Origin of the sequence: Pedobacter sp. Leaf132 (genome assembly GCF_920984695.1) — a bacterium.
In the GTDB taxonomy this organism is placed as follows: domain Bacteria; phylum Bacteroidota; class Bacteroidia; order Sphingobacteriales; family Sphingobacteriaceae; genus Pedobacter.
Genome location: NZ_CAKLBO010000006.1, coordinates 75249 through 97772, shown reverse-complemented (window position 1 = coordinate 97772; position 22524 = coordinate 75249). Strand labels below are relative to the sequence as shown.

Here is a 22524-nt window from a genome sequence, read left to right as displayed (position 1 = left end):
TATGTTGATGAGAATACTATTCCCACTTAAAAACTTTTACCGCAACTGCGTATATACCAATTCCCCAAATCAGCAATATCATTATCTGGAATTTAACATCCCACAAACCTGCGCCTTCAAATGCAACTTTACGCATAGCATCGTTTAAATAGGTGAGTGGTAAAGCTCTGCTAATGGGTTGTAGCCAGCTTGGGAATGCTTCTATAGAGAAAAATGTGCCTGATAATAAAAACTGTGGCAAAGTTACAATATTTGATATTGGCGGAACCATACTTTCATTTTTGGCAACCCCCGAAATAATGAAGCCAAAGCCCATAAAAACAATTACACCAAGGGTTGCCAGTATAATCATATTAAGTACGGTGAGCGCCCCATGTACTAGCGTGAAGCCGAAAAAGAAGTGACCCAACAATATTATAAATAATGCGCCTATTAATGCGAAACCAATTCTGGCAATACCTTCGCCAATTACAATACTGGAGCGTTTTACCGGCGTAGCAAAAAACCGTTTAATAACCAATGTTTGCCGCAAACTTAAAAAAACGAAGGCTGTTCCAAATACACCAGTACTTAATAAAGAAAAGCCCAATTGTCCGGGTAAAATGAAATCTATTGTTTTATATTCTCTACCGTGTATGGTGCTTTCTTTAATTTCAGCAACTGATGGTTTTAATTTTTGATCGTAAAACAAGTTGTTAAAAACAGATTTTAATATATTTCCTTTATCCATTGATGCCGAGGTGTATACCACATTAACCGAATATGCTGCAGAATTAACTTTTCTGTGTACATCAATCATTGCATCAACATTTCCCTTTTCTAATAATTTATCAAATTCAGCTTTCGATTTATCTTTTACCAAGCGAATCATTCCGGTTTTTTCCATAGAGTAGATAACCGGATTATTTACGTCAGAACCGGGAGTTATACCAACATCCAGTCTGGTGCCGCCACCTCCTAAAAATCCAAATACTAAAATAAATATTAATGGAAATGCTAGTGTAAAAACCACTGCCGAAGGACTTCTCATTATGGAGCGGAAACTGGCTTTCGCCAAAGCTAAGGTAGCAGTTGTATTGCTGTAACCCGCAACCCCTGATGGTGAGCTTGAATTTTTATTGTTTATATTATTATGCATATAAATCTATTTAATATCTGTATCAAGTTAATGAAGTTTTTTTTGATGTCTGTACATCCCCTTTAGGGATCGGGAGGTTATTCTCTCCACTCTTTGCCTGTTAGGTTGATGAAAACATCTTCCAGATTGGCTTTTTTAACTTCTTTTTTTCTTTCGAAACCGCTGTTAACCAAATTATCGATTAAATTATCTGGTGTATCAAGTGCTATAATTTGACCGCGTTCTACAAAAGCCACCCTATCACAAAGTTGTTCAGCCTCATCCATATAATGAGTGGTTATTACTACTGTGGTTCCATTTGCTCTAATCTCAGTAATCAAATCCCAAAGATTACGCCTTGCCTGAGGATCTAAACCGGTTGTAGGTTCATCTAAAAAGATAATTTTAGGTTGATTAATTAAAGTTGTTGTGATAGAAAAACGCTGTTTTTGCCCCCCAGAAAGCGCTTTGTATTTTGCTTTTGCCTTATCCTGAAGATTAACCTTCTCCAACATTTCCATTGGCTTAATATCAGCGCCGTATAAACCTGCAAAAAGTTCTATCAGCTCGATTAAATTTAAGTTTGGATAGTAACCTGCCGCTTGTAATTGAACGCCTATAATTTGCTTAATATCTTGCGCATGCGTATCTACAGAAAAACCATCAACAATTATTTCGCCCGAGGTTTTATCTCTTAAAGTTTCGATGATTTCTAGCGTGGTTGTTTTGCCGGCCCCGTTCGGACCTAAAAGGCCAAAGATTTCATTTTCATAAACATCAAAGCTTAAATCTTGTACGGCAATAAAATCATCGTATTTTTTTACCAGGTTTTTAACACGGATAATGGCTTGGTTGGTTTGCATATACTAATGTAAGAAGCTTTGAATGAATAGAAAATGAATTTAGTTACAATAAACTAAAATATCGGTAAAATGATGTTTTAAGCAGGTGAGATTACCGTAAACAAAATCTGCGAACCTTTAGCTTTTAATAAAGCCGTAGATTCGCAGATTAAATTAAATTGATTTTAGTTGGATGTTACCAAACTAATTCGCCTTTCATTACCTCAACAAAATCATCAAAAAGGTAACGAGAATCGTGTGGGCCAGGTGACGATTCTGGGTGGTATTGTACTGAGAATGCTTTTTTACCTTTAACACGGATGCCTTCGATAGATTTATCGTTTAAATTTACGTGGGTAATTTCTACCTTATCAGAGTTTCTAACCTCATCAGGAACTACACCAAAACCATGGTTTTGAGAAGTAACTTCGCAATGGTTTTTAATAATATTTTTTACCGGGTGATTTAAACCACGGTGACCGTTAAACATTTTCATTGTGCCAATGCCATTTGCCTCTGCCAATAACTGGTGACCTAAACAAATGCCAAACAATGGTTTATCAACAGCTAAAATTTCTTTTATGGTTTCTACAGCATAAGGCATTACCGATGGATCGCCCGGGCCGTTAGAAATGAAATAGCCATCTGGATTAAATTTCTCCATTTCAGTAAATGGTGTTTTTGCCGGGAAAACCTTAACATAAATGTCTCTGTTTTCAAAACTGCGTAGAATATTTTTCTTAATACCAAGATCTAAAGCCGCAACTTTTAAACTTGCTTCAGGATTGCCATAAAAATAGGGCTCGGTTGTACTTACTTTAGATGAAAGCTCTAAACCTTCCATTGATGGCACTTCGGCAAGTTTCTGCTTTAATTCATCCAGATCTGTAATTTCTGAAGAGATAATTGCATTCATTGCACCTTTATCTCTAATATGACGTACCAAAGCACGAGTATCAATATCAGAAATGGCAACTAAATTATCATTTTGGAAATAATCCTGAATAGATTCTGTTGCTTGTTTACGGCTGTAAACTATGTTGTAATTTTTACAAACTAAACCAGCAATTTTTATCGAATCAGATTCAATCTCTTCCTTTTGGATACCATAATTCCCGATGTGAGAATTGGTGGTAACCATAATCTGGCCGAAGTAACTTGGGTCAGTAAAAATTTCCTGGTAACCTGTCATACCCGTATTAAAACAAATCTCACCGGTTGTGGTTCCGATTTTTCCGGCTGCTTTGCCGTAAAAAACCGTGCCATCGGCTAGTAATAAAATTGCAGGTAACTTGGTGTAGTTAGTCATGGTTAATACAATAAGAATTTTGATTTAAAAAAGAGTATAAAAAAGGATGGCTTTCGGCATTAAAGCCGTTTTTGCTGGGTGCAAAAAAAGATGAATAAATCCCTTCCATTTCGGGGTACGAAGATAGGGTTTTATGCTGTAAAAGTTTAAATTTTTATTCAGTTTTTTGTAACATCCCTAATGATTAAATATTATGACGAAGTAAACTGCATAATTTATAATTTAACTTTATACTTTTGGCTCTACAAAACCAAACTCATGTCGGTACATAAAGAAATTAAACGCATAACCACGCACATTTTACAAGAGATGAAACAACGTGGTGAAAAAATATCGATGCTAACCGCTTACGATTATTCTATGGCTACCATTTTAGATGATGCCGGCCTGGATGTTTTGCTGGTTGGAGATTCTGCTTCGAATGTAATGGCAGGCCATGAAACTACCTTGCCAATTACTTTAGACCAAATGATTTATCACGCTGCATCAGTAATCAGAGCGGTTAAACGTGCTTTTGTAGTTGTCGATTTACCTTTTGGTTCTTACCAGGGAAATTCTAAAGAGGCTTTAAATTCAGCAATCAGAATTATGAAAGAATCTGGTGCGCATGGCGTTAAGTTAGAAGGTGGCGAAGAAATTATCGAATCTGTTCAAAGAATTATTACCGCCGGTATTCCGGTTATGGGTCATTTAGGTTTAACACCACAATCTATTTATAAGTTCGGAACTTACACTGTAAGAGCAAAAGAAGAAGAAGAAGCAAATAAACTAAAAAGCGATGTTTTAGCTCTACAAGCTGCAGGCTGTTTTGCCATTGTTTTAGAAAAAATACCTGCTGTTTTAGGAAAAGAGGTTTCTGAAAGCTTACAGATACCAACCATTGGCATTGGCGCAGGAAGTGGATGCGATGGACAGGTTTTGGTTGTAAATGACATGATTGGTTTAACTAAAGGATTTAAACCGCGTTTCTTACGTCAGTACATTAATTTGTATGATGATATTTTAGGTGCTGCTCAATCTTACATTCGTGATGTTAAAGCCAACGATTTTCCAAACGAAAAGGAGCAATACTAAGTCTGAACTTACTGAAGCAATTAAACAATTAATAATTTTAAACAGTTAAACACGCTGTGCCAATAACCGATAAAGACATACTTTTTGAAGACAACCACCTGATTGCAATTAACAAGAGGGCAGGAGATATTGTGCAGGTTGATGAAACAGGCGATGAGCCGCTTGATGAGCAAGTAAAAAAATACATCGCCCAAAAATATAATAAACCCAATGGCGCTTTTTTAGGTGTTGTGCATCGTTTAGATCGGCCCGTTAGTGGTGTTATTCTCTTTGCTAAAACAAGCAAAGCTTTAGAAAGGATGAATGCCGTTTTTAAAAACCGGGAGGTAAAAAAAACATACTGGGCAGTTGTAAAGAATAAGCCTGAAAATCCATCCGGAACTTTAGTGCATTGGCTGGTTAAAAATCCGCAGAAAAATGTGGTTACTTATTATAAAACAGAAGTAACCGGAAGCCAGCGTGCCGAGTTATCTTATCGCTTAATAGCACAAGTTGGCGATTATTTCTTAATTGAGGTAGACCCATTAACAGGCCGTTCGCACCAAATCAGGGTTCAGCTTTCATCAATGGGATGCCCAATTGTTGGCGATAATAAATACGGTTATCCACGTGGAAGTAGAAAAGGAAGTATCTGCTTACATGCTCGTAGACTTCAGTTTCTTCATCCCGTTAAAAAAGAACCTGTAAATATTTTTGCCAAATTGCCTGTAGATGGATTTTGGGAAAGATTCGAAAGTTTATAGACTTATTTACAAATTGTTTTTTCTAAAACAATAGAAGTGCCATAGTTTAATTTCCTGTAGTTTTTAAATTTTACTATGTCATTATCCTGGTAAGTTTCTCCAAAGCCTTCCAAAAGTTTATCGCCTTGCCTAATCCATGCAACTTGCCTGATTGACCAAACACCTTCTGATTGAAACTTGTAATCGACTATAATTGTGTCTCCAACCGTGCGACCATAAAATTGTCCGCTGTTTTTATCTTTACCAGATAAGCTGTAATTCAGTTTGCCTAAAACTTTATTGTTACCCGTTCCATATATTAAAAGGGAAACATTGTCGCCATTTTTATCATAGGTAAAGCATTCATCCGGACTTCTGTAATTATCTGTTTTATCGCTCATTATACTCGAATCAACGGTTGTATATTTTTTGCTATCGCTTTTACAAGAAAATAAAAACAATGAAAGTGCTATACTTATAGAAAATAATTTTTTCATGGATGTAGATGTTAGGGATTTGTTGGCTCTAAATTAATTATTAAATGCAATAAACAGAATAATATTTATGCAGTGCATCGTTTAGGAATTCGTGTTGTTTTTAGGGAAAATTAATTTAACGGAAGTTCCCTTTTCGATTTCTGAAAGTATTTCGATTTCTATTTTGTGAAATCTGGCAATACTATGAACGATAGCCAGGCCTAAGCCAAATCCGTTTTCATCACTATTGCCTCGTTTAAATCTATCAAAAACATCTTCCAACAATTCTTTACTCATACCAATACCATTATCGCTAATTTTAATTGTGTAACTTTCGTTATCAAAATCTCCCCAAATATCAATTTTTCCACCTTGCTTATTGTATTTTATTGCGTTGTTAATGATGTTGATGAGCAATGTGTGAATTAGCGCCCTATTTCCAGTAAATTTTAAATCGTTATTAATGTTTTGGTCGTAAATTAAAGCCTTATCGGCAATTCTATCATCAAGATCTTCATAAATATCATTAAGCTCTTCCTTCAAACTTATCTCTTCAGTTTTTAAATATTGGTTATTTTCAACTTTGGAGATAAGCAGCAAACTGTTGATGATAACTTTTAAACGATTAAGCGTTTTTAAAGATGCAAAGATTTTATTTTCATGCTCAACGGGAATTTGGGGTGTATTAAGCATATTTTCAAAACGTGTACTCAATACTGAAATAGGAGTTAGGAGTTCGTGAGATACATTTGCAATAAACTGTTTTTCTAATAAAAAAAGTGTATTAATGCGTTTCATTAATGTGTTAACACTATTATCTAATATTTTAAAATCATCTGTATTTGTAGGTATATTTTCGTAGTTATACAATGTTGGGTCGTTAACCTTATTTATTTTTTTATCAATAATTAAATAAAAAGGTTTCAGCAGGAAGTTTGTGAAGGCAAAATCGGTAATTAGGGTTATCAAAAGAGAAATTACTAAAACGATAAGCATATAAAAACGGATGTAATTTTTAATGCCTTCAAGGGCGGTCATACTTTCGCCAAGCTCCAGTTTATACCAGTTTTTACGATACTGAAACTTGTAATTCAAAATTCTGTAAAACTCAATATCGCCTTCAATTTCACGTTTTTCTGTAATAATATTTGTTGGCGTGTCAATTTGCTTATCATCAATATCTGTTAAAATAATAAACTCTTCTTTGAGGATGTTATAATCGGTAAAACTTTCCTGGTTACTCAATAAACTATCAATTTCCCTGTTACTTAGGTGTTCAATAATTCTCGCTTTTTTCTTTAATAAACGATTATCAAGCTGGTTGTATGCAATTCTATCAAGCGAAAACAATATAATAGCACCTAAAACTAAAATAATTGCAATTTTAGTAATGGCATTATACAGAGAAAACTTGACTTGTAACTTCATTTACGACAAGAGATGTAAGGTGTTAAATGGATGATGGATGATGGAAAATGGAGGATGGAAAATGGATGATGGATGATGTTAAATTTAACATTTGAGAATTGATGACTATAATCCCACTAACAATTTATCCTGTAACCAATACTCCTCACTGTTTCAAACCAATCAATAGGGTTAACTGCAGCTAATTTTTTACGAAGATTTTTAACATGAACATCAACAAAGTTTGAATCTGAATTTACTTCCAGTATATCGCCCCAAACATGTTCGGTTAAACTCATCCTAGAAACCACACGATTTTTGTTTAGCACCAGATAATTAAATATTTCAAATTCCTTTTTAGTTAAATTTAACCTTTCCTCACCAAATGAAACCGTTCTGTTTTGAATATTAAAGGCAAAGCCATGAATATTCACCTCGTTTTTTTCCAGTTTATGCTTTCTTCTAATAATGGCATGCATTCTCGCCAGCAATTCGTTTAGCGAAAAAGGTTTTGGTAAATAATCATCAGCACCTTCATCCAAACCTTTAATTCTATCATCTACAGCACTTCTGGCCGTTAAAACGATTACAGCATCATCTCTATCCTTTAATAATTTTAGTTGCTTTAAAACTTCAAAACCATCTCCATCCGGTAAACCTAAATCCAGTAAAATAAAATCGTAATTGTTTACAAAAATTTTTTCTTCTGCTGATGCTTTTTTCCAGGCATGTTCAATAATAAAGCCTTCTTTGCTTAAAAATTCATTCATTTCAAGCGCCAGGCTTTTCTCATCTTCAACAATTAGTACGTTCATTTTAGTATCAAGTATTTTGTATCAGGTATAAAGATTTGCTGCTCGCTTTTCGTTGATCGTTTTTCGTTGTGGGTTTCAGTTTTCGCTTTTCGCTTTCAACTTTAGTCTTTTCGCTTTCCGCTTTCACTCACTACTAAGTTAATATTTCTTAAAATAATATGGCAAGCATCCTCAATTTCTTCTTTCGAAATAATTAACGGCGGAGCAATACGCATCGAATTACTGCAATGCAAAAACCAGTCTGATAAAATGCCGTCTAAAATACAGGCATCTATAATTTTTTTGTTTATTTCGAAGTTTTGAAACTCTAAAGCCAACATTAAGCCTTTACCTCTAATCTCTTTTATAGCCGGATGAATGAGCAAATTTTTGAATAACTGTCCTTTTTCTTCAACTTCATCAACAATACAATTATCGACCAGAGTGCGTAAAGTGGCTAAGCCTGCTGCACAACAAACCGGATGACCGCCAAAGGTTGTCATGTGGCCCAAAATTGGTGAATGCGAAAGCACCGACATAATTTCTAATGAGCTGATAAAAGCCCCAATTGGCATGCCGCCGCCAATGCCTTTTGCTAAAAGCAAAACATCCGGAACTACATTGTAATGCTCAAAAGCAAACATTTTTCCGCTTCTGCCAAAACCAGATTGTATTTCATCAAAAACTAATAGCGTTTTAGTTGCCGTACATTTGGCTCTTAGCGCTTGCATGTACGCTAAATCGGCAACCCTTATTCCGGCTTCACCTTGAATGGGTTCTATAAAAACTGCGGCAATATCTTCCGTAATTTTATCTAAATCGCTAAGTTTATTATGCTCTATAAAACTAACGTTTGGTAAAAATGGACCATAACCAGATGAGTAGAAATCGCTTTCCATCAAACTTTCAGCACCGTGTGTACTGCCGTGGTACGCATTTTTACAAGCAATGAAACCTTTTCTGCCAGTGTATCGTTTTGCTAATTTCATGGCGCCTTCAACGGCCTCTGTTCCTGAATTTAGAAAATAGGTGCAACTTAAACTTTCTGGTAAAATATCTGCTAAAGCTTTAGCAAAATTAACCTGAGGCGTTTGCACATACTCGCCATAAACCATTAAATGCATATAGGTTTCGGCTTGTTCTTGTATAGCCTTAACCACCGCCGGATGACAATGGCCAACATTACTTACACCAATTCCGGCAATTAAATCCAAATGTTTTTTATCTTCAGAATCGTAAATGTAAACACCTTTCGCCCTTACAAATTCGAGCATTAACGGTTCTGGAGAGGTTTGTGCATTATGTTGTAAAAACAACTGGCGTTGTGTAAGCATGGCACAAAAATACGCAAATGATGTGAATAGCTGTTTAAGCTCCGTTGTTTTTTGATGCTACCTTAACAAATCCATTTCTGTAATTTCTACCAATGGGTATTTTAATGTCATTAACCATCAATATATCTGCATTTCCTACAATTTTTATAAATGGTTTCGATACAATAAAAGAACGGTGTACTCTAATAAAGTTTTCTTCGGTAAATAGTTTACTCAGCTTGGCAAAACTTTGGTCGCTTATAATTTGATAATCTATAGTTTGAATTTTTGTATGGCGCACCTGACTTTCAATAAAAATAACCTCGTTAAATTTTATATTAAATTTCTTTGCTCTGTTTCCTGGTTTTTTAATTAAAAATGACTCTGTTTTTGGTATGGTAGAAGCTTGCTCTAAAACTTTTGACACCAAATTATCGAATTTCTTGTAGGATACTGGTTTTAATAAAAATGCGGCTTCTAATTCAATAGAATCATAAGCGTAATTTTTATGGGCAGTTACAAACACAATTCTTTTTGCTTTATGCCCAATTAGTTTTACCAGTTCTAATCCACTCATTTCCAGCATTTCTATGTCTAGAAATATTATATCTACGGCTTCTGCTTTATTAATGTAACCAAGTGCGGTTAACGGATTAGCAAAGGTTTTAAGTAATGTTAAATTTGGTTTTATACTGATGTAATCTTCTAAAATTTCGAGTGCAGATGGTTCATCATCTATAACATAACAGGTAAACATTTTTCCTTAATTGAGCATTAATTTGGATTAAACTATTAAGGAATGATTGTAACAAAACTATTGAAATAAAATTATTTAATCAAAAATAAATATTTCGATTAGGCAGTTTAAAAATCAAAATATGTCGTTCATGACATGGCATATGTCGTTCATGACATGAGAGATGCTGTTGGTGCAAAAATTTTTATTTTAGTTTTTATTAAAGGAGGTTTGAGGTAATTATTTAAATATAAACCTTAAACAAAGAACAATGAAAAAATTATTATTTATTGGATTGATGTGCTTTGCAAGTTTTGGAGCGTTTGCGAAAGCGAACAGGAATGAAGTTAAAGATGTAAACTCTAATTACAGAATTTCAAGACAAACTTCGTGTACGCAAACCGTAACCGTAACTTATACATTGCCTAATGGCGTTGTACTTCGTGAAACTCAAACTTTTACGGCTACCAGTACTAATCCAGCAATGTTGTGTAGTTTAGCCAGAACAATGGCTGCTATGACGGCCCGGAGTAAAATTGAAGCTTTCTTATCAGCCGCTGAAGGTCCAGAATTGTTTTATACGGAACAAGAAGTGGCGGAAGACTAGAATATCATTAGAATCTCTACCGCTTCTAAATTTTATAACATTTCTATTAAATAATAATATGATTAAATCAATCGTATATGTGTTTTTTTTATTTACACCTATCATTAGCAATGCTCAATCTGGGATATTAAATTATAGCTATACAATTAACTATGATAGTTTAACCATCAACAAACTTCAGTTAAGGGTATTATTCAATAAAAATAAATCTTTAGAAGAAATACTTCCACTGGTAAAACATAATACCGAATTAAAACAGATTGATGACAGCCACAGTCAGATTAATATTACTGTTCCTGATAAGGGGAAGCGCCCATTTCTTTACAAAAATTTTTCACAAAAGAGATTAATTTTATCTGATCAATTTTTTATCAAAAAATATTTCATAGAAGATACTTTGAATAATTTTAATTGGAAGATTACAAATGAGAAAAAAATGATACTAAAGTATAATTGTACTAAAGCTATAACAAACTTTAGAGGTCGTAATTATATTGCTTGGTTCGCAGATGAAATTCCAATTTCTAATGGTCCTTGGAAATTTTGCGGCTTACTAGGTTTGATAATTTGTGTATATGATGATAGGTTAATTTATCATTATGAACTTACAGGTATAGTTTTAGGAACAGAAATAAATGATGAGCGATTAACACTAACTAGCTATTTTAATGAAACCAGTAACAAATTAATATCGCATAAGGAATATATAGATGCATATGAAAGGACCAAAAAACATCTAATAAAATATTCAAGATCTCAGACGACAAATAATAGCACAAGCAAAATTGAAATGTCAGAACAAAAAGAAAAATTTTAATGAAAACAATCTATTTATTTGTAGCAATATTAATCATACCTACTGTTTCATTTGCACAAACTACAGCAACTTTAACTTATAAATATTCAGTTCAATCGCAAATTGGTATGAATGAACTAAACAAGATTATTTATATAGATGGTAGTAAATCGATGGAATATTATATTCCAAAAAAAATATTTTCTTCATCAGAGCAAATTTCTGAAACAGAAATAAGGGAAGTAAAAGTTTCACAATATAAAAGGCAGCATTTTGTACTTAAAAATTTAAAATTGAACACCTTAAAATTGGCAGAGAATATTGGTCCTAAATATTTTTTGATTGATGATTCGCTAAATAATTTTAAATGGAATATAACAAAAGAACATAAAAAAATTCTTAACTATAATTGTACCAAAGCAACTGTTAATTTTCGGGGTAGAATTTACACGGCTTGGTTTGCCGAAAGCATTCCACTGCGGTTTGGTCCATGGAAATTTGGGGGGTTGCCAGGTTTAATTCTTCAGGTTAGCGACAGTGAAAATAAATTTGTTTATGAACTTACCGGCATTGATTTAAAATCTTCATTTGATAAAAATTTATTTAACATTCCTTTAGAATATGAAAAGGAAAGGTTATATACCCATGCTGAATTTATTGAAATTTACAACAAAAAAGTAGCTGATTATAAAGTAATGAGCAAAATCGTTACAACTGATGCTATGGGAGGAACTGGTAGAAGTACCATAACCTTACCCGAAAAACAAGAGAAGTTTTAATGCTTAGAATTATTATTTCTTGTTTTATCGTTCTTTTCGCTTTTAGTAGCGTTGCTCAAACTACCAAAATTAGCGGTTCTGTAAAATCTGGTGGTCAGCAGCTTTCTTCGGCTTCTGTACAATTAAAAACTTTTCCGGAGGAAGAGCTATTGTTTTATGGTTTTTCTGATGAAGATGGCAAATATGAGTTAATTGGGGCTTTGAGTCAATCTAACAAATTTATTGTAATCGTGTCGCACATAGGTTATAAGCGAGATACATTGGTTTTAAACAGAAGTGATTTAAATAAGGAATTTAAGCACAATTTTGACTTATCGGAAGATAAAAAGCAGCTTGATGAAATTTATATAAAGGCACCGCCGGCGGTTACGGTTGATAACGATACCACGAAATACAACGTTAAACAATTTACAAGCCCTGATGATAGAAACCTGGAAAGTGTGATTAAAAAGATGCCCGGAATGGAAGTGAATAAAGACGGCACTATATTCTTTAAAGGTAAAAAAATTAGTAAGGTTTTATTAGAAGGTGATGATTTAACAGGCGAAGGATACAAAGCGATAACCAAAAACTTAAAGCCCGAATTGGTTGAAGAAGTACAGGCTTTAGATCATTACGTAGAAGATGACCTCCTCAAAGGAATTATCAATAGTGATGATATTGTATTAAATCTGAAAATTAAAGATAAGAAAGCCAAAAAGATTTTGGGCAGCATTGATGCAGGCCTTGGAACAATAGATAGGAGAGAGATATCTACCAATCTTATTTCTTTTATTAACAAAACCAAGGCTTTTGCATTTGGCAACCATAACAACGTAAGTAATCAATCGAATAATAACCTTTTAGATTTGGTTGATGAAAACCGAGTTTTTACCGGCAATAATAGGATAATAAGAAATGAGGTTAATGCAATTAACCCATTTGATGACAAGTTAAGCGCAATAGGGCATACCTCACAAGGAAGCTTAAATGCTATAAGCAGACTGAGCGATAAATTTAAAATAAGTTATGCTTTATTTTATGCGAGAAATAAATTATTTGGCGAAACAGCCCAGCAAAATTTATATTTCGGTCCTACAATAGCTTCAACAGCAGCTAATGATAGCAGAAGCAATTTGAATAAAACTTTTAAGGCAGATTTTAATGTAGATTATTTGGTAAAAAGTAATGCCCGTTTAACTTCAAAATTTTCTTACAAGCAAGAACCAAAATACTTTAACAGCACCGCATTCTCAACATTTAATAAAATTGTTGGAGATAGCGTTTTACAATATCAATACGATACCAATAAAACCTTTAATGGATTCTTAAAATATACGGTAAAGCAGAACAAACGCAGCGCCTATTTATTTTCTGCAAAAATTCTGGCCGATGATGTAAATCAGAATTATTATGTAAACTCAAATTTATACAATACAATATCAATTTTTAATAATTCAAACCGCCTGCTTCAAGAAGTTAAAAACATTAATTTCAAGTTAAAATTAGATGCAGAGGCTCTTAAGAGATACAATAGCAGTTTTTTATATTTTAATATTGGTAATGAGCTAAATAGGTTAAACCTAAATTCAAATCTGCTTAATGAAAATGGTAATTCAGTTGGCAGTAACTATGTAAATAGCAGTTTGTTTAATCTCAATCAAACCTATTTTACATCAAAATATGTTTATGATAACCAAACAATAAAAGTTACCGCACAGTTGAAATCTACTTTACAGTTGTTGAACAACCTGGGTAAAGATAGTACCTATATAATTTTAGAACCAGTTCTGTCTTTTGCTTATAAGTTTAATCAAGTTCACAATTTATTTTTTTCTTACGGATATAGAAATACCAATCCTCAGCCTATAGAATATTACGAAAATTATATTCTTACGGGCATCAGGAATTTTAATAGTGGTTTGAGCAATTTTTACAATTATAACACCCATTCTATGGTGATAAACTATGGCTTTAACGATTTTGGAAATAGCTATTTTAATTTAAATGCTTCAATAAATGGAAGTTACAGTAAGTATGGATTTTTATACACTAACTTTTTTAACAACAGTCTAAATTACTCAGAAAAACAGCCCTACAACGGCATTAGTACTTTTGGTGGAAATCTGAACGCTAAAAAATTCGTTCCCTTGCTCAGTTTAAATGTTACCGCAACTTATGCTCCATCAATCACAAATTATTATGCTCAACTTGGTAGTGGAGTTAGCAAATGTACCTCGCTTAATCAAGCTCTAAGTTTTAAAATTAACACTGGTTTTAATTTGCCGATTAACTTTGGTGCAAGCACAGAATTTGTACTTAGCAATACAAAAAGGGAAGGCAATTTAATTGCGACGAATAACATGTATAAATATGCTTTGGAATATAGATATAAAATTAGCCAAAGAATATTTAATACATCTTCCTATAATTTGTACAAAATTAACAACCAAAGTTTTAATGTGGTTGATACCGAAGTTCAATATAATCCACAAAAGGGAAATTTTATATATAGTTTGCAAGGGAAGAATTTAGCCAATATAAAAGCATTTACTAATGCAAACATTAGTGAAACCTCTTCTTCGAGTTATGCTTCAACTGTAATGGGAAGATACGTAATGCTAAATGTAGCTATGTCTATAAAGTAAATCAACGCTTTATAACAAAAAAGTCTTGCATTTTAATCATGCAAGACTTTTTTATTACTGTTTATCTCTAAATCTATTCAGCAACTCTCGTTTAAATGCTTCCTGAGCTCTGTAGTATTTACCAACTGTTTTAATTGGCAAGGCCGATTTTAATTTGTAATAATATTTTTTTTCTAAGTTTAAATCCCTTTGGCGAAAATCGAATTCACTGGTAATTAAACTTTGAACCTGTGCATCACTTAAATTATCAATCTCATCCACTTTTCTAAAAGAAATCATTTTTTGAAAACGCTCTTTACGTAGTGTATTTTGTTCTGCCTGCATGTTGTTATAAATTGGCCAAAACACTTTAGCCTCATCAGCCGATAAATCTAACTTTTTAGTAAAAAAGGCAATCTTTAACGATTCTATTTCTTCACCTCGAGGTCTCTGTGCCCAAAGTATCGAGGGTAACATTAACATTAAAGCTGCAAAAAATAAATTCTTCATTTTATATTAGTTTTATAATTCCTGAGCTAAATCTGTTGAAGTATAATTGCTCAGTATGTAGTTTTCCATTTCTGTATCTGAGGCAGAAACATTTGTTTTTTGTGCGGTATTTTGCGCTTCAACATGCTCAATAATGGTGCTTTCATCAATATCATAAAGCATTGCTTCATTTGCCATCTCAGCAGATTGTAATTGGGCAGTGTTTGCAGTTTCTATATTTTGATTTTGATAAAAATATACACCAAACGATGCCATCAGCACAAAACAGGCAGCGCTTGCATACTTAACAAATCCTTTTTTCCATAAAGGAATTACCATCGCTTCCTTCGGTTTTGTTTCCTCTGCTATTATTTTACTATTAATTCTACTTTGTAGCGTATCAAAGTAATTTTCCGGAACTGCAAAACCCTTAATTGGTAAATTTATTTCATCTAAAGCAATTCTGGTTTCAATCATTTCAGTTAACTCTTCGAAATAATTTGCCGGAACTTCAAAAACGTTACTAGTCGTTTGTTGCTTAAGCTTATCTAAAAAAACCTGGTTCAAAACATCTTGTTCACAATTGTCGAAATATCCTTGAGGAACTACAAAAGGATTACGCTTAACCATAGTGGCGAGGGTAGGCGCTTCTTTAATCCAATCGTTATTTTCTAAATTATCATTCATCACTGTTATATGATACAAAAAATGTGAAAAGGTTTAATAGTCAATCTCATCATTTGTAATAAAAGCCTCAATTTTTTTTGCTGCGATATGAAATGATGCCTTCAAAGCCCCAACTGATGTTCCAAGCACTTCAGAAATTTCTTCATATTTCATATCATCAAAGTATTTCATATTAAAGATTATTCTCTGCTTTTCTGGTAATGTTAAAATTGCCTTTTGCAATTTTAATTCTAGTTTATCGCCGTTAAAATACGATGAAGCCACTAAATTGTCCGCTAGTTCTGATGAAACTTCATCTAACGGTGTATTGTTTTTTAGCTTCTGCTTATTTAAAAAAGTAATAGATTCATTTGTGGCGATGCGATAAATCCAAGTATAAAGCTGAGAGTCGCTTCTAAACTTATCCAGGTTTTTCCAAACCTTAACAAAAACTTCCTGAATTAAATCATCACAATCATCATGATTGAGTACCAACCTGCGGATGTGCCAGTAAATTTTTTGCTGATATTTCTTTAATAATAAGTTGAAGGCTTCATTTCGAGTCCGCTCAACAGCAAACATGGCAAGAATTTCCGAATCTTCAACTTGTTTCATTAATTAGATTTTGATGGTCTGATTTTTTAAAATGCCATTAAATAACTGTTCAATATTTTAGAAAATGAACGTTTATATTTCTTCGGTTAATGCAGTCCTGCTTTACGTTACAAGTCCGCTCCCGAGAAAAATCGGGATTGCGGGCTTTTCACTTCAATCAGGTTTATTTACTGTGGTTCGGTTCTCAAATTCCTACTTCTAATGTCCCTGATTTAAGGAAACCGTTGTCAGTCTGAGCCTGTCGAATACCTTTTTTGTAGACGAAAAACAAAAGTGCCACCCGCTAATTCCTTTTGTGCAGAATTATTGTTTCTAAACCCGACAGCAGCGGCAGCTCCCGATTTTTCATCGGGACTAAAGCGAATGGCGGGACTAAAGTTGCCAAACAGTGCTGCATGTCCGTTTCAAAAAAAATCGACGCCCGGTACTATAATAGTGGGCGTCGGTTTTAATTTATTTCTTTCTGCTGATTACTTTTTGTACAGCTTCTACAATATTCACTGCATCTAAGCCATATTTCGACATTAACTGGTCTGGCGTTCCACTTTCGCCAAATGTATCATTTGTGGCTACAAATTCTTGCGGAGTTGGCAACTCTGTAGTTAACAAACGGGCAATACTTTCGCCTAAACCACCAAATTTGTTATGCTCTTCGCAGGTAACTACGCAACCCGTTTTCTTAACAGATTTTAGAATTGCTTCGTCATCCAAAGGCTTAATCGTATGGATGTTTATAATCTCCGCATCAATGCCAAGCTCAGCCAGTTTCTCGCCAGCCTCAATTGCTTTCCAAACCATGTGGCCGGTGGCAATAATGGTCACATCAGTACCTTCATTAACCATCCAGGCTTTGCCAATTTCAAATTTTTGGTCAGGGTCTGTAAACACAGGTATTACCGGGCGACCGAAACGTAAGTAAACCGGGCCTTCGTATTCTGCAATTGCAATTGTTGCGGCTTTAGTCTGGTTATAATCGCAAGGATTGATAACCACCATGCCTGGCAACATTTTCATTAAGCCAATATCTTCTAAAATTTGGTGTGTTGCACCATCTTCGCCTAAAGTTAGGCCGGCGTGTGATGCACAAATTTTAACGTTTTTGTTTGAATAAGCTACAGACTGGCGAATTTGATCGTACACACGACCTGTAGAAAAGTTGGCAAATGTACCTGTGAATGGAATTTTACCACCAATCGTCATACCGGCAGCAATACCAATCATGTTTGCTTCTGCAATACCAACCTGAGTAAAACGCTCAGGAAAATCTTTAATAAAAGCATCCATTTTTAATGAGCCTACTAAATCGGCACATAGCGCAACTACGTTTTCGTTTTTCTTTCCAGCTTCATGTAAGCCAGCTCCAAAACCCGAACGTGTATCTTTTTTTTCTGTATATGTGTATTTTTTCACGATTTCTTAATTTTTTGTTTGTCGTTTTCTGCTTTTCGTTTTAAGCTTCTGCCTTTTAGCTTTAAACTTTAAACGCTAAACTTTCAACTTTAATAATCTCCCAATGTTTCTGGTAATTGCGCTAAGGCTGCGGCTAATTGCTCATCATTTGGCGCTGTACCATGCCATTTGTGGGTACCCATCATATAATCTACACCAGCACCCATTTGCGTACTCATTAGGTTTAAGATTGGTTTACCTTTTCCTGTTAAGGTTTTTGCATAATGTAAACCTTCTACAATAGCTTGCATATCGTTACCATCGGTATTAATTACATGCCATCCAAAAGCTTCAAATTTTGCCTGTAAATCATCTAAAGCCAATACTTTGCTTGTTGGTCCATCAATTTGCTGACCATTATAATCAACTGAAGCAATTAAATGATCTACTTTATTAAATGGGGCAAACATTGCAGCTTCCCAGTTTTGGCCTTCTTGTAATTCTCCATCACCTAGCAAAGCAAAAATATAACCTTTATCGCCATTTAATTTTTTGGCTAATGCAGCACCAATGGCAACTGATAAACCCTGACCTAACGAGCCCGAAGCAATACGGATACCTGGTAAATGCTCGTGCGTAGTTGGATGGCCTTGTAACCTTGAATCTAGCTTACGGAAAGTTGCTAATTCACTTTTATCAAAATAACCTGCATGTGCAAGTGTACTATACCAAACCGGAGAGATGTGGCCATTAGATAAGAAGAATAAATCTTCTCCGCGGCCTTCCATCGTAAAATCTGTTTTGTGGTTTAAAACTTCGAAGTATAAAGCAGTAAAAAAATCTGTACATCCAAGTGATGCACCCGGGTGGCCAGATTGACATCCGTGAACCATTCTTACGATATCTCGTCTGATTTGCGAGGCAATATCTTCAAGCTCTTTAATTGTATGTTTCATTAAATATGAGGTTGTTGTTACATAACAAAGGTAATATTTTACCTGCTATATTATAATTAGTTATTGATTAAATCTAGTACTTGTTGAGTTGCATTTTTAGTGTCAACCTTTTTAATAATGTGCAAAATTTTCCCCTCTCCATCTATAATAAATGTTGTACGAACGGTGCCCATATATTTCTTACCGTACATATTTTTTTCTGCCCAAACACCATAATCATTTACAATTTTCTGGTCGGTATCTGCAAGTAAGGTAAAAGGCAAACTATGTTTAGTTATAAATTTCTGGTGAGATTTTTCATCATCAACACTAACGCCAAGTACAACAATATCTTTTGCCAGCAAGCCTTGATAATTATCTCTAAAATCGCAGGCTTCTGCAGTGCAACCTGGTGTATCATCTTTTGGGTAAAAATATAAAACAACAGTTTTACCTTTAAAATCACTTAAAGAAACCTGTTCGCCTTTTTCATTTTTTGAAGTGATTGCCTTTGCGGTATCACCTTCTTTTAATTCTGCCATGTTTTTTAAATCATTGATTGTATGATAATGCAATTTAGTAATATAACAACGAATAGTGGATTAGGTTGATGCAAATAATAATTGCTACCTAAAAAATGACACAGAGTAACGTTTGATGTTGTTTTTAACATCATCTACCACTAGTTCGAGCGTATGCTTTCCCGCCGTTGTTCTATCATCAAAGCTATGCCACAAGGTTGCAGTTTTTGCATCAAATTCCATTAAAACCCATTTGCCATCTATGTAGCCATTAAAGCTTTTTAAACCGGATAGATTATCGCTGATTTTGAATAATATTTTTGAGAGACCTGCCATGTTCTTTCCTTCGGAAATGTTAGTAGGGAAAATGCGTGGCGCAATGGTATCAACAGCAATGTAAAAACTGCCAAAAGTTTTTGGGTTAGCTTTTATAAATCCATTAACAAAAGTGCCTCCTTGCGATGAACCACCGGTACTAATTATAAGCGCTTTTTCTCTTAAATCAGCGGGTAAATTATCAGCTTTTATAGAAAGCTCAAAGCCAGTGTGCAATGGTGTGTAGCGGTTATGAATTTGATGGATATTTGAAAGAGCATTACCAGAAGGTTTTGGTGTTTTTTTATAAATGAAATTTAAATCACTATATAATGTGCCTATCGGGAAAACTGCTTTTATTTCATCATTACTAAACTCATTAATTTTATTAAAACCAAAAACGATACCTGATGGAATAGTTGTGACAATAGCAGCGGCGGAACCTGCCTGAACTGAAAATGCCAGCGTTGAAGCATTTCCTTTAGAATCGGTTATGATGTAACGAAGTTGATGAATTTCTCCGTCTACAAAATTTATTTTACCACTGTTTATCAAATTACTGTAGATGGTTAATGGATTTCCAGGCTCTACAAAGCTTTTTTGAATGCTTCTTTTGGTATTCAGAAAAACTGGATAGTCGATGTGGGAATTAATTGCCTTGCTGTCTTCAAAGGCAAACCTTTCCAAAGCAGAGGTATAAATCATTTTTCCATCAAGCTCTAACTGGATAGAATAAACGCCGTTCAAACCTGATAAACCATTGTGCCTATCGGTTGTAACCACACCGAAACCAATCTCGCCAGTTAAACTCACCGGGGCAGCAGCCTTGTAAACGCCATTGCTACCACTAATGGCAATAGCTTGTTTCGCTGTGGCTTCGCTAAATGGCTTTCCGTTTAATTTATAGGCATATAAACTGTAAATTACGGGCGGAATATTATCCGGAATATCAATTCCAAAAAACTGCGGATTAATCGTTTCCTCAGTTTTGCTATCTCTAATTTCGAAGTGTAAGTGTGGGCCACCAGAACTGCCGCGGTTACCCGACCACGCAATAACTTCACCTTTACGTACCGGAATGAGCATTTGATCTGGAAATTCATCCAGCTCGAAAGATTTCTTTTCGTATTCTAAGTTTTTTACAATTGATGCAATTTTTGGAGCAAAGCGTTGCACATGTCCATAAACAGAGGTGAAACCATTTGGGTGGTTAATGTAGATTGCTTGCCCGAAACCACTATTTTGTACGCGTAACCTGGATACGTAGCCATCAGCTACTGCGTAAACCGGATAACCTTCACGTTGGTTGGTTCTAAAATCGATGCCAGAATGAAAGTGATTCCCCCTTATCTCGCCGAAAGAACCCGCTAATGCTGGTGGAACAATATCTAAGGGCTGCCTGAAATAGGTTAAGGGATATTTATTATTGCTAAAAATTTGTTGTGCGTAAACTGAACTGCCTGATGTTGAAAATGTAAAAATTAGAGCGGCTGATATCGATTTGTTTTTAATTGCCTTTATAATGTACATCTCTTTATTTAACCTCAAAATTTAAAAGTTGTTTTCCTTCTAGCCAGGCTTCCAATTTATCGCCTTTATTAACTTTGCCTACACCTTGCGGCGTACCTGTAAAAATAAGGTCGCCTTTTTTTAAAGTAATGTATTGCGATACAAAGCTTATTATTTTTTCGAACGAGAATAAAAGATCTTTAGTACATCCTTTTTGTTTCGTTACACCATTTAGCTGGAGTTCGAAATTTAAATTGTATAAATCCTCATAATCTGTTTTTGGTAGAAATATACTTACCGGTGCAGAGTTATCAAAAGCTTTAGCAAGTTCCCACGGCAGGCCTTTTTCTTTATGTTTACTTTGAATATCCCTTGCAGTAAAATCAATACCCAAGCCAATTTCATCGTAATAGGTTGATGCAAATTTCTCGGCGATATGCTTGCCTTCTTTACAAACTTTTAAAACAATTTCTAATTCGTAATGCACATCATCAGAAAAATCCGGATGATAGAAGGGTTTGTTGTCTTTTAAAACAGCAGTATCGGGTTTTAAGAATATTACTGGCGTTGTTGGAACCGGATTATTTAATTCTTTTGCGTGTTCGGCATAATTTCGGCCAATGGCGATAACTTTCATTCTTAATTAATTTGAGATAATAGAATTGAGGTTCTGAATAAACCTCCTGAATCACTCAAAAATAGAAAAGATATTGGTGTTATAAAACTGAGATTCGTTTTACCTGATATTCTGCACCCGCTACAACCCTTAAAAAATAGATGCCGGCATTGAGCCTGCTTGGTACAATAAAACTTTTAGTTTGCTCGCCCGAGGTAAAACGTTCGTTTGCAAGGGTTACAACTTCATTACCTAATAAATCTATAATTTTAATGGTAACCTGGGTGTCTTTATTCAACGATAAAATAATATTCAATTGGTCTTCTACCGGGTTAGGGTAAATTTTTACAATGGTTAAAAGTTTATCTTTTGGAGATGCACTTACAGTTTTAGTATTAGTGCCGGAGTAGGCATCGAACATACTTGTGCTGCTGGTAACATGATTGTAAAGCGGTTTATACGGCTGAATATTGGCTTTTATTTCGGGGATTTTACTTGAGGGTTTTGGCCTTGTTTTTAGACTAAAACGAGTGCTATCTGATTGTTGAGCCCAAGAATTAATGCCACAAAACATTAGCATACATGTTATGCATGTAATATTTAAGAGAAGCATTATCTTTGGGTAGAGTTTCATCAAATTGTATAGCAAATGTATTAATTTAATACAAAGAAATTAAACATTTTAGTTAAACATATTAATTTAACACAATTTAACAATAAATTTTGTTTTTTTACGTATCAGATAATTCTAAAATTTAACAAAAACGTTTTAGCGGTGCCTTAAACGTTTTTTTCTTGTTGTTGATGCCATCAGTTTTATTAGTGTTGAAAATACACAATAAATTGGTTGTTAAATTGTTATAGTTAGTTTACTTTTGCCGCACTAAAAAT

The 22524-nt window shown here is 34.3% G+C and carries 23 protein-coding genes; 6 read left to right on the top strand and 17 right to left on the bottom strand.

Going from position 1 to position 22524, the window contains the following annotated elements; translation table 11 throughout:
- Positions 1–16: 16 nt before the first annotated feature.
- The 3 genes from LUA86_RS12730 to carA all read right to left on the bottom strand — a co-directional run bounded on the left by LUA86_RS12730 (position 17) and on the right by carA (position 3268).
- Positions 17–1138 carry an ABC transporter permease gene (locus tag LUA86_RS12730; RefSeq protein ID WP_231463288.1) on the bottom strand — a complete coding sequence of 374 codons (1122 nt, stop codon included), beginning with the start codon at positions 1136–1138 and terminating at the stop codon, positions 17–19.
- 77 nt (positions 1139–1215) lie between these two features.
- Complete coding sequence (locus LUA86_RS12725; protein ID WP_231463286.1) at positions 1216–1980, bottom strand: ABC transporter ATP-binding protein; 765 nt, start codon at positions 1978–1980, stop codon at positions 1216–1218.
- 175 nt (positions 1981–2155) lie between these two features.
- Entirely contained in the window at positions 2156–3268 is a 1113-nt protein-coding gene (gene carA / locus LUA86_RS12720; RefSeq protein WP_231463284.1) for a glutamine-hydrolyzing carbamoyl-phosphate synthase small subunit, read from the bottom strand.
- Between the two features lie 258 nt (positions 3269–3526).
- On the opposite strand from carA, the gene panB reads away from it, so the two are divergent.
- Positions 3527–4342 (top strand): 3-methyl-2-oxobutanoate hydroxymethyltransferase, encoded by an 816-nt coding sequence (gene panB, locus LUA86_RS12715; protein ID WP_231463282.1) that lies wholly within the window; start codon positions 3527–3529, stop codon positions 4340–4342.
- Positions 4343–4398: 56 nt separating this feature from the next.
- Positions 4399–5085, top strand: coding sequence for an RluA family pseudouridine synthase (locus tag LUA86_RS12710; protein WP_231463281.1), 687 nt, complete (start codon positions 4399–4401; stop codon positions 5083–5085).
- A gap of 2 nt (positions 5086–5087) precedes the next feature.
- On the opposite strand, the gene LUA86_RS12705 is transcribed toward LUA86_RS12710, so the two are convergent.
- From LUA86_RS12705 to LUA86_RS12685, 5 genes are all read right to left on the bottom strand, one after another.
- Positions 5088–5561 (bottom strand): hypothetical protein, encoded by a 474-nt coding sequence (locus LUA86_RS12705; protein ID WP_231463279.1) that lies wholly within the window; start codon positions 5559–5561, stop codon positions 5088–5090.
- An 81-nt stretch (positions 5562–5642) separates the two neighbouring features.
- Complete coding sequence (locus tag LUA86_RS12700) at positions 5643–6968, bottom strand: HAMP domain-containing sensor histidine kinase (protein ID WP_231463277.1); 1326 nt, start codon at positions 6966–6968, stop codon at positions 5643–5645.
- Between the two features lie 116 nt (positions 6969–7084).
- Positions 7085–7762, bottom strand: coding sequence for a response regulator transcription factor (locus LUA86_RS12695; RefSeq protein ID WP_231463276.1), 678 nt, complete (start codon positions 7760–7762; stop codon positions 7085–7087).
- Positions 7763–7863: 101 nt separating this feature from the next.
- Positions 7864–9075: an aspartate aminotransferase family protein gene (locus LUA86_RS12690; protein WP_231463274.1), complete on the bottom strand. Its 1212-nt coding sequence runs from the start codon at positions 9073–9075 to the stop codon at positions 7864–7866.
- Positions 9076–9109: 34 nt separating this feature from the next.
- A complete protein-coding gene (locus tag LUA86_RS12685) occupies positions 9110–9811 on the bottom strand; it encodes a LytTR family DNA-binding domain-containing protein (protein WP_231463272.1) in 702 nt (233 codons plus the stop codon).
- A 250-nt stretch (positions 9812–10061) separates the two neighbouring features.
- Here LUA86_RS12685 and LUA86_RS12680 point away from each other — a divergent pair, with 250 nt between their 5' ends.
- The 4 genes from LUA86_RS12680 to LUA86_RS12665 are packed head-to-tail and all read left to right on the top strand — an operon-like array spanning position 10062 to position 14599.
- Entirely contained in the window at positions 10062–10397 is a 336-nt protein-coding gene (locus tag LUA86_RS12680; protein ID WP_231463270.1) for a hypothetical protein, read from the top strand.
- A 58-nt stretch (positions 10398–10455) separates the two neighbouring features.
- Positions 10456–11214: a GLPGLI family protein gene (locus tag LUA86_RS12675; RefSeq protein WP_231463268.1), complete on the top strand. Its 759-nt coding sequence runs from the start codon at positions 10456–10458 to the stop codon at positions 11212–11214.
- Complete coding sequence (locus tag LUA86_RS12670; RefSeq protein ID WP_231463266.1) at positions 11214–11972, top strand: GLPGLI family protein; 759 nt, start codon at positions 11214–11216, stop codon at positions 11970–11972. The genes LUA86_RS12675 and LUA86_RS12670 overlap by 1 nt, the downstream gene beginning before the upstream one ends.
- Positions 11972–14599, top strand: coding sequence for a hypothetical protein (locus tag LUA86_RS12665; protein WP_231463265.1), 2628 nt, complete (start codon positions 11972–11974; stop codon positions 14597–14599). The genes LUA86_RS12670 and LUA86_RS12665 overlap by 1 nt, the downstream gene beginning before the upstream one ends.
- Positions 14600–14653: 54 nt before the next feature.
- Here LUA86_RS12665 and LUA86_RS12660 read toward each other — a convergent pair whose 3' ends face one another.
- The 9 genes from LUA86_RS12660 to LUA86_RS12620 form a co-directional block, all read right to left on the bottom strand.
- Positions 14654–15088 carry a hypothetical protein gene (locus LUA86_RS12660; protein ID WP_231463263.1) on the bottom strand — a complete coding sequence of 145 codons (435 nt, stop codon included), beginning with the start codon at positions 15086–15088 and terminating at the stop codon, positions 14654–14656.
- Between the two features lie 12 nt (positions 15089–15100).
- The gene (locus tag LUA86_RS12655) at positions 15101–15754 is read right to left on the bottom strand and encodes a hypothetical protein (RefSeq protein ID WP_231463261.1); all 654 of its coding nucleotides are present in this window, start codon (positions 15752–15754) and stop codon (positions 15101–15103) included.
- Positions 15755–15787: 33 nt separating this feature from the next.
- Entirely contained in the window at positions 15788–16348 is a 561-nt protein-coding gene (locus tag LUA86_RS12650) for an RNA polymerase sigma factor (RefSeq protein WP_231463259.1), read from the bottom strand.
- Positions 16349–16801: 453 nt separating this feature from the next.
- A complete protein-coding gene (locus tag LUA86_RS12645) occupies positions 16802–17758 on the bottom strand; it encodes a transketolase family protein (protein ID WP_231463257.1) in 957 nt (318 codons plus the stop codon).
- 89 nt (positions 17759–17847) lie between these two features.
- Positions 17848–18693: a transketolase gene (locus tag LUA86_RS12640; protein ID WP_231463255.1), complete on the bottom strand. Its 846-nt coding sequence runs from the start codon at positions 18691–18693 to the stop codon at positions 17848–17850.
- Between the two features lie 56 nt (positions 18694–18749).
- On the bottom strand, positions 18750–19214 hold the full coding sequence (bcp, locus tag LUA86_RS12635) for a thioredoxin-dependent thiol peroxidase (RefSeq protein ID WP_231463253.1): 465 nt from the start codon (positions 19212–19214) through the stop codon (positions 18750–18752).
- A gap of 84 nt (positions 19215–19298) precedes the next feature.
- Positions 19299–21038, bottom strand: coding sequence for a M23 family metallopeptidase (locus LUA86_RS12630; RefSeq protein WP_231463251.1), 1740 nt, complete (start codon positions 21036–21038; stop codon positions 19299–19301).
- Between the two features lie 4 nt (positions 21039–21042).
- On the bottom strand, positions 21043–21654 hold the full coding sequence (locus LUA86_RS12625; protein ID WP_231463249.1) for a fumarylacetoacetate hydrolase family protein: 612 nt from the start codon (positions 21652–21654) through the stop codon (positions 21043–21045).
- A gap of 79 nt (positions 21655–21733) precedes the next feature.
- Positions 21734–22207, bottom strand: coding sequence for a T9SS type A sorting domain-containing protein (locus LUA86_RS12620; protein WP_231463247.1), 474 nt, complete (start codon positions 22205–22207; stop codon positions 21734–21736).
- Positions 22208–22524 lie beyond the last annotated feature (317 nt).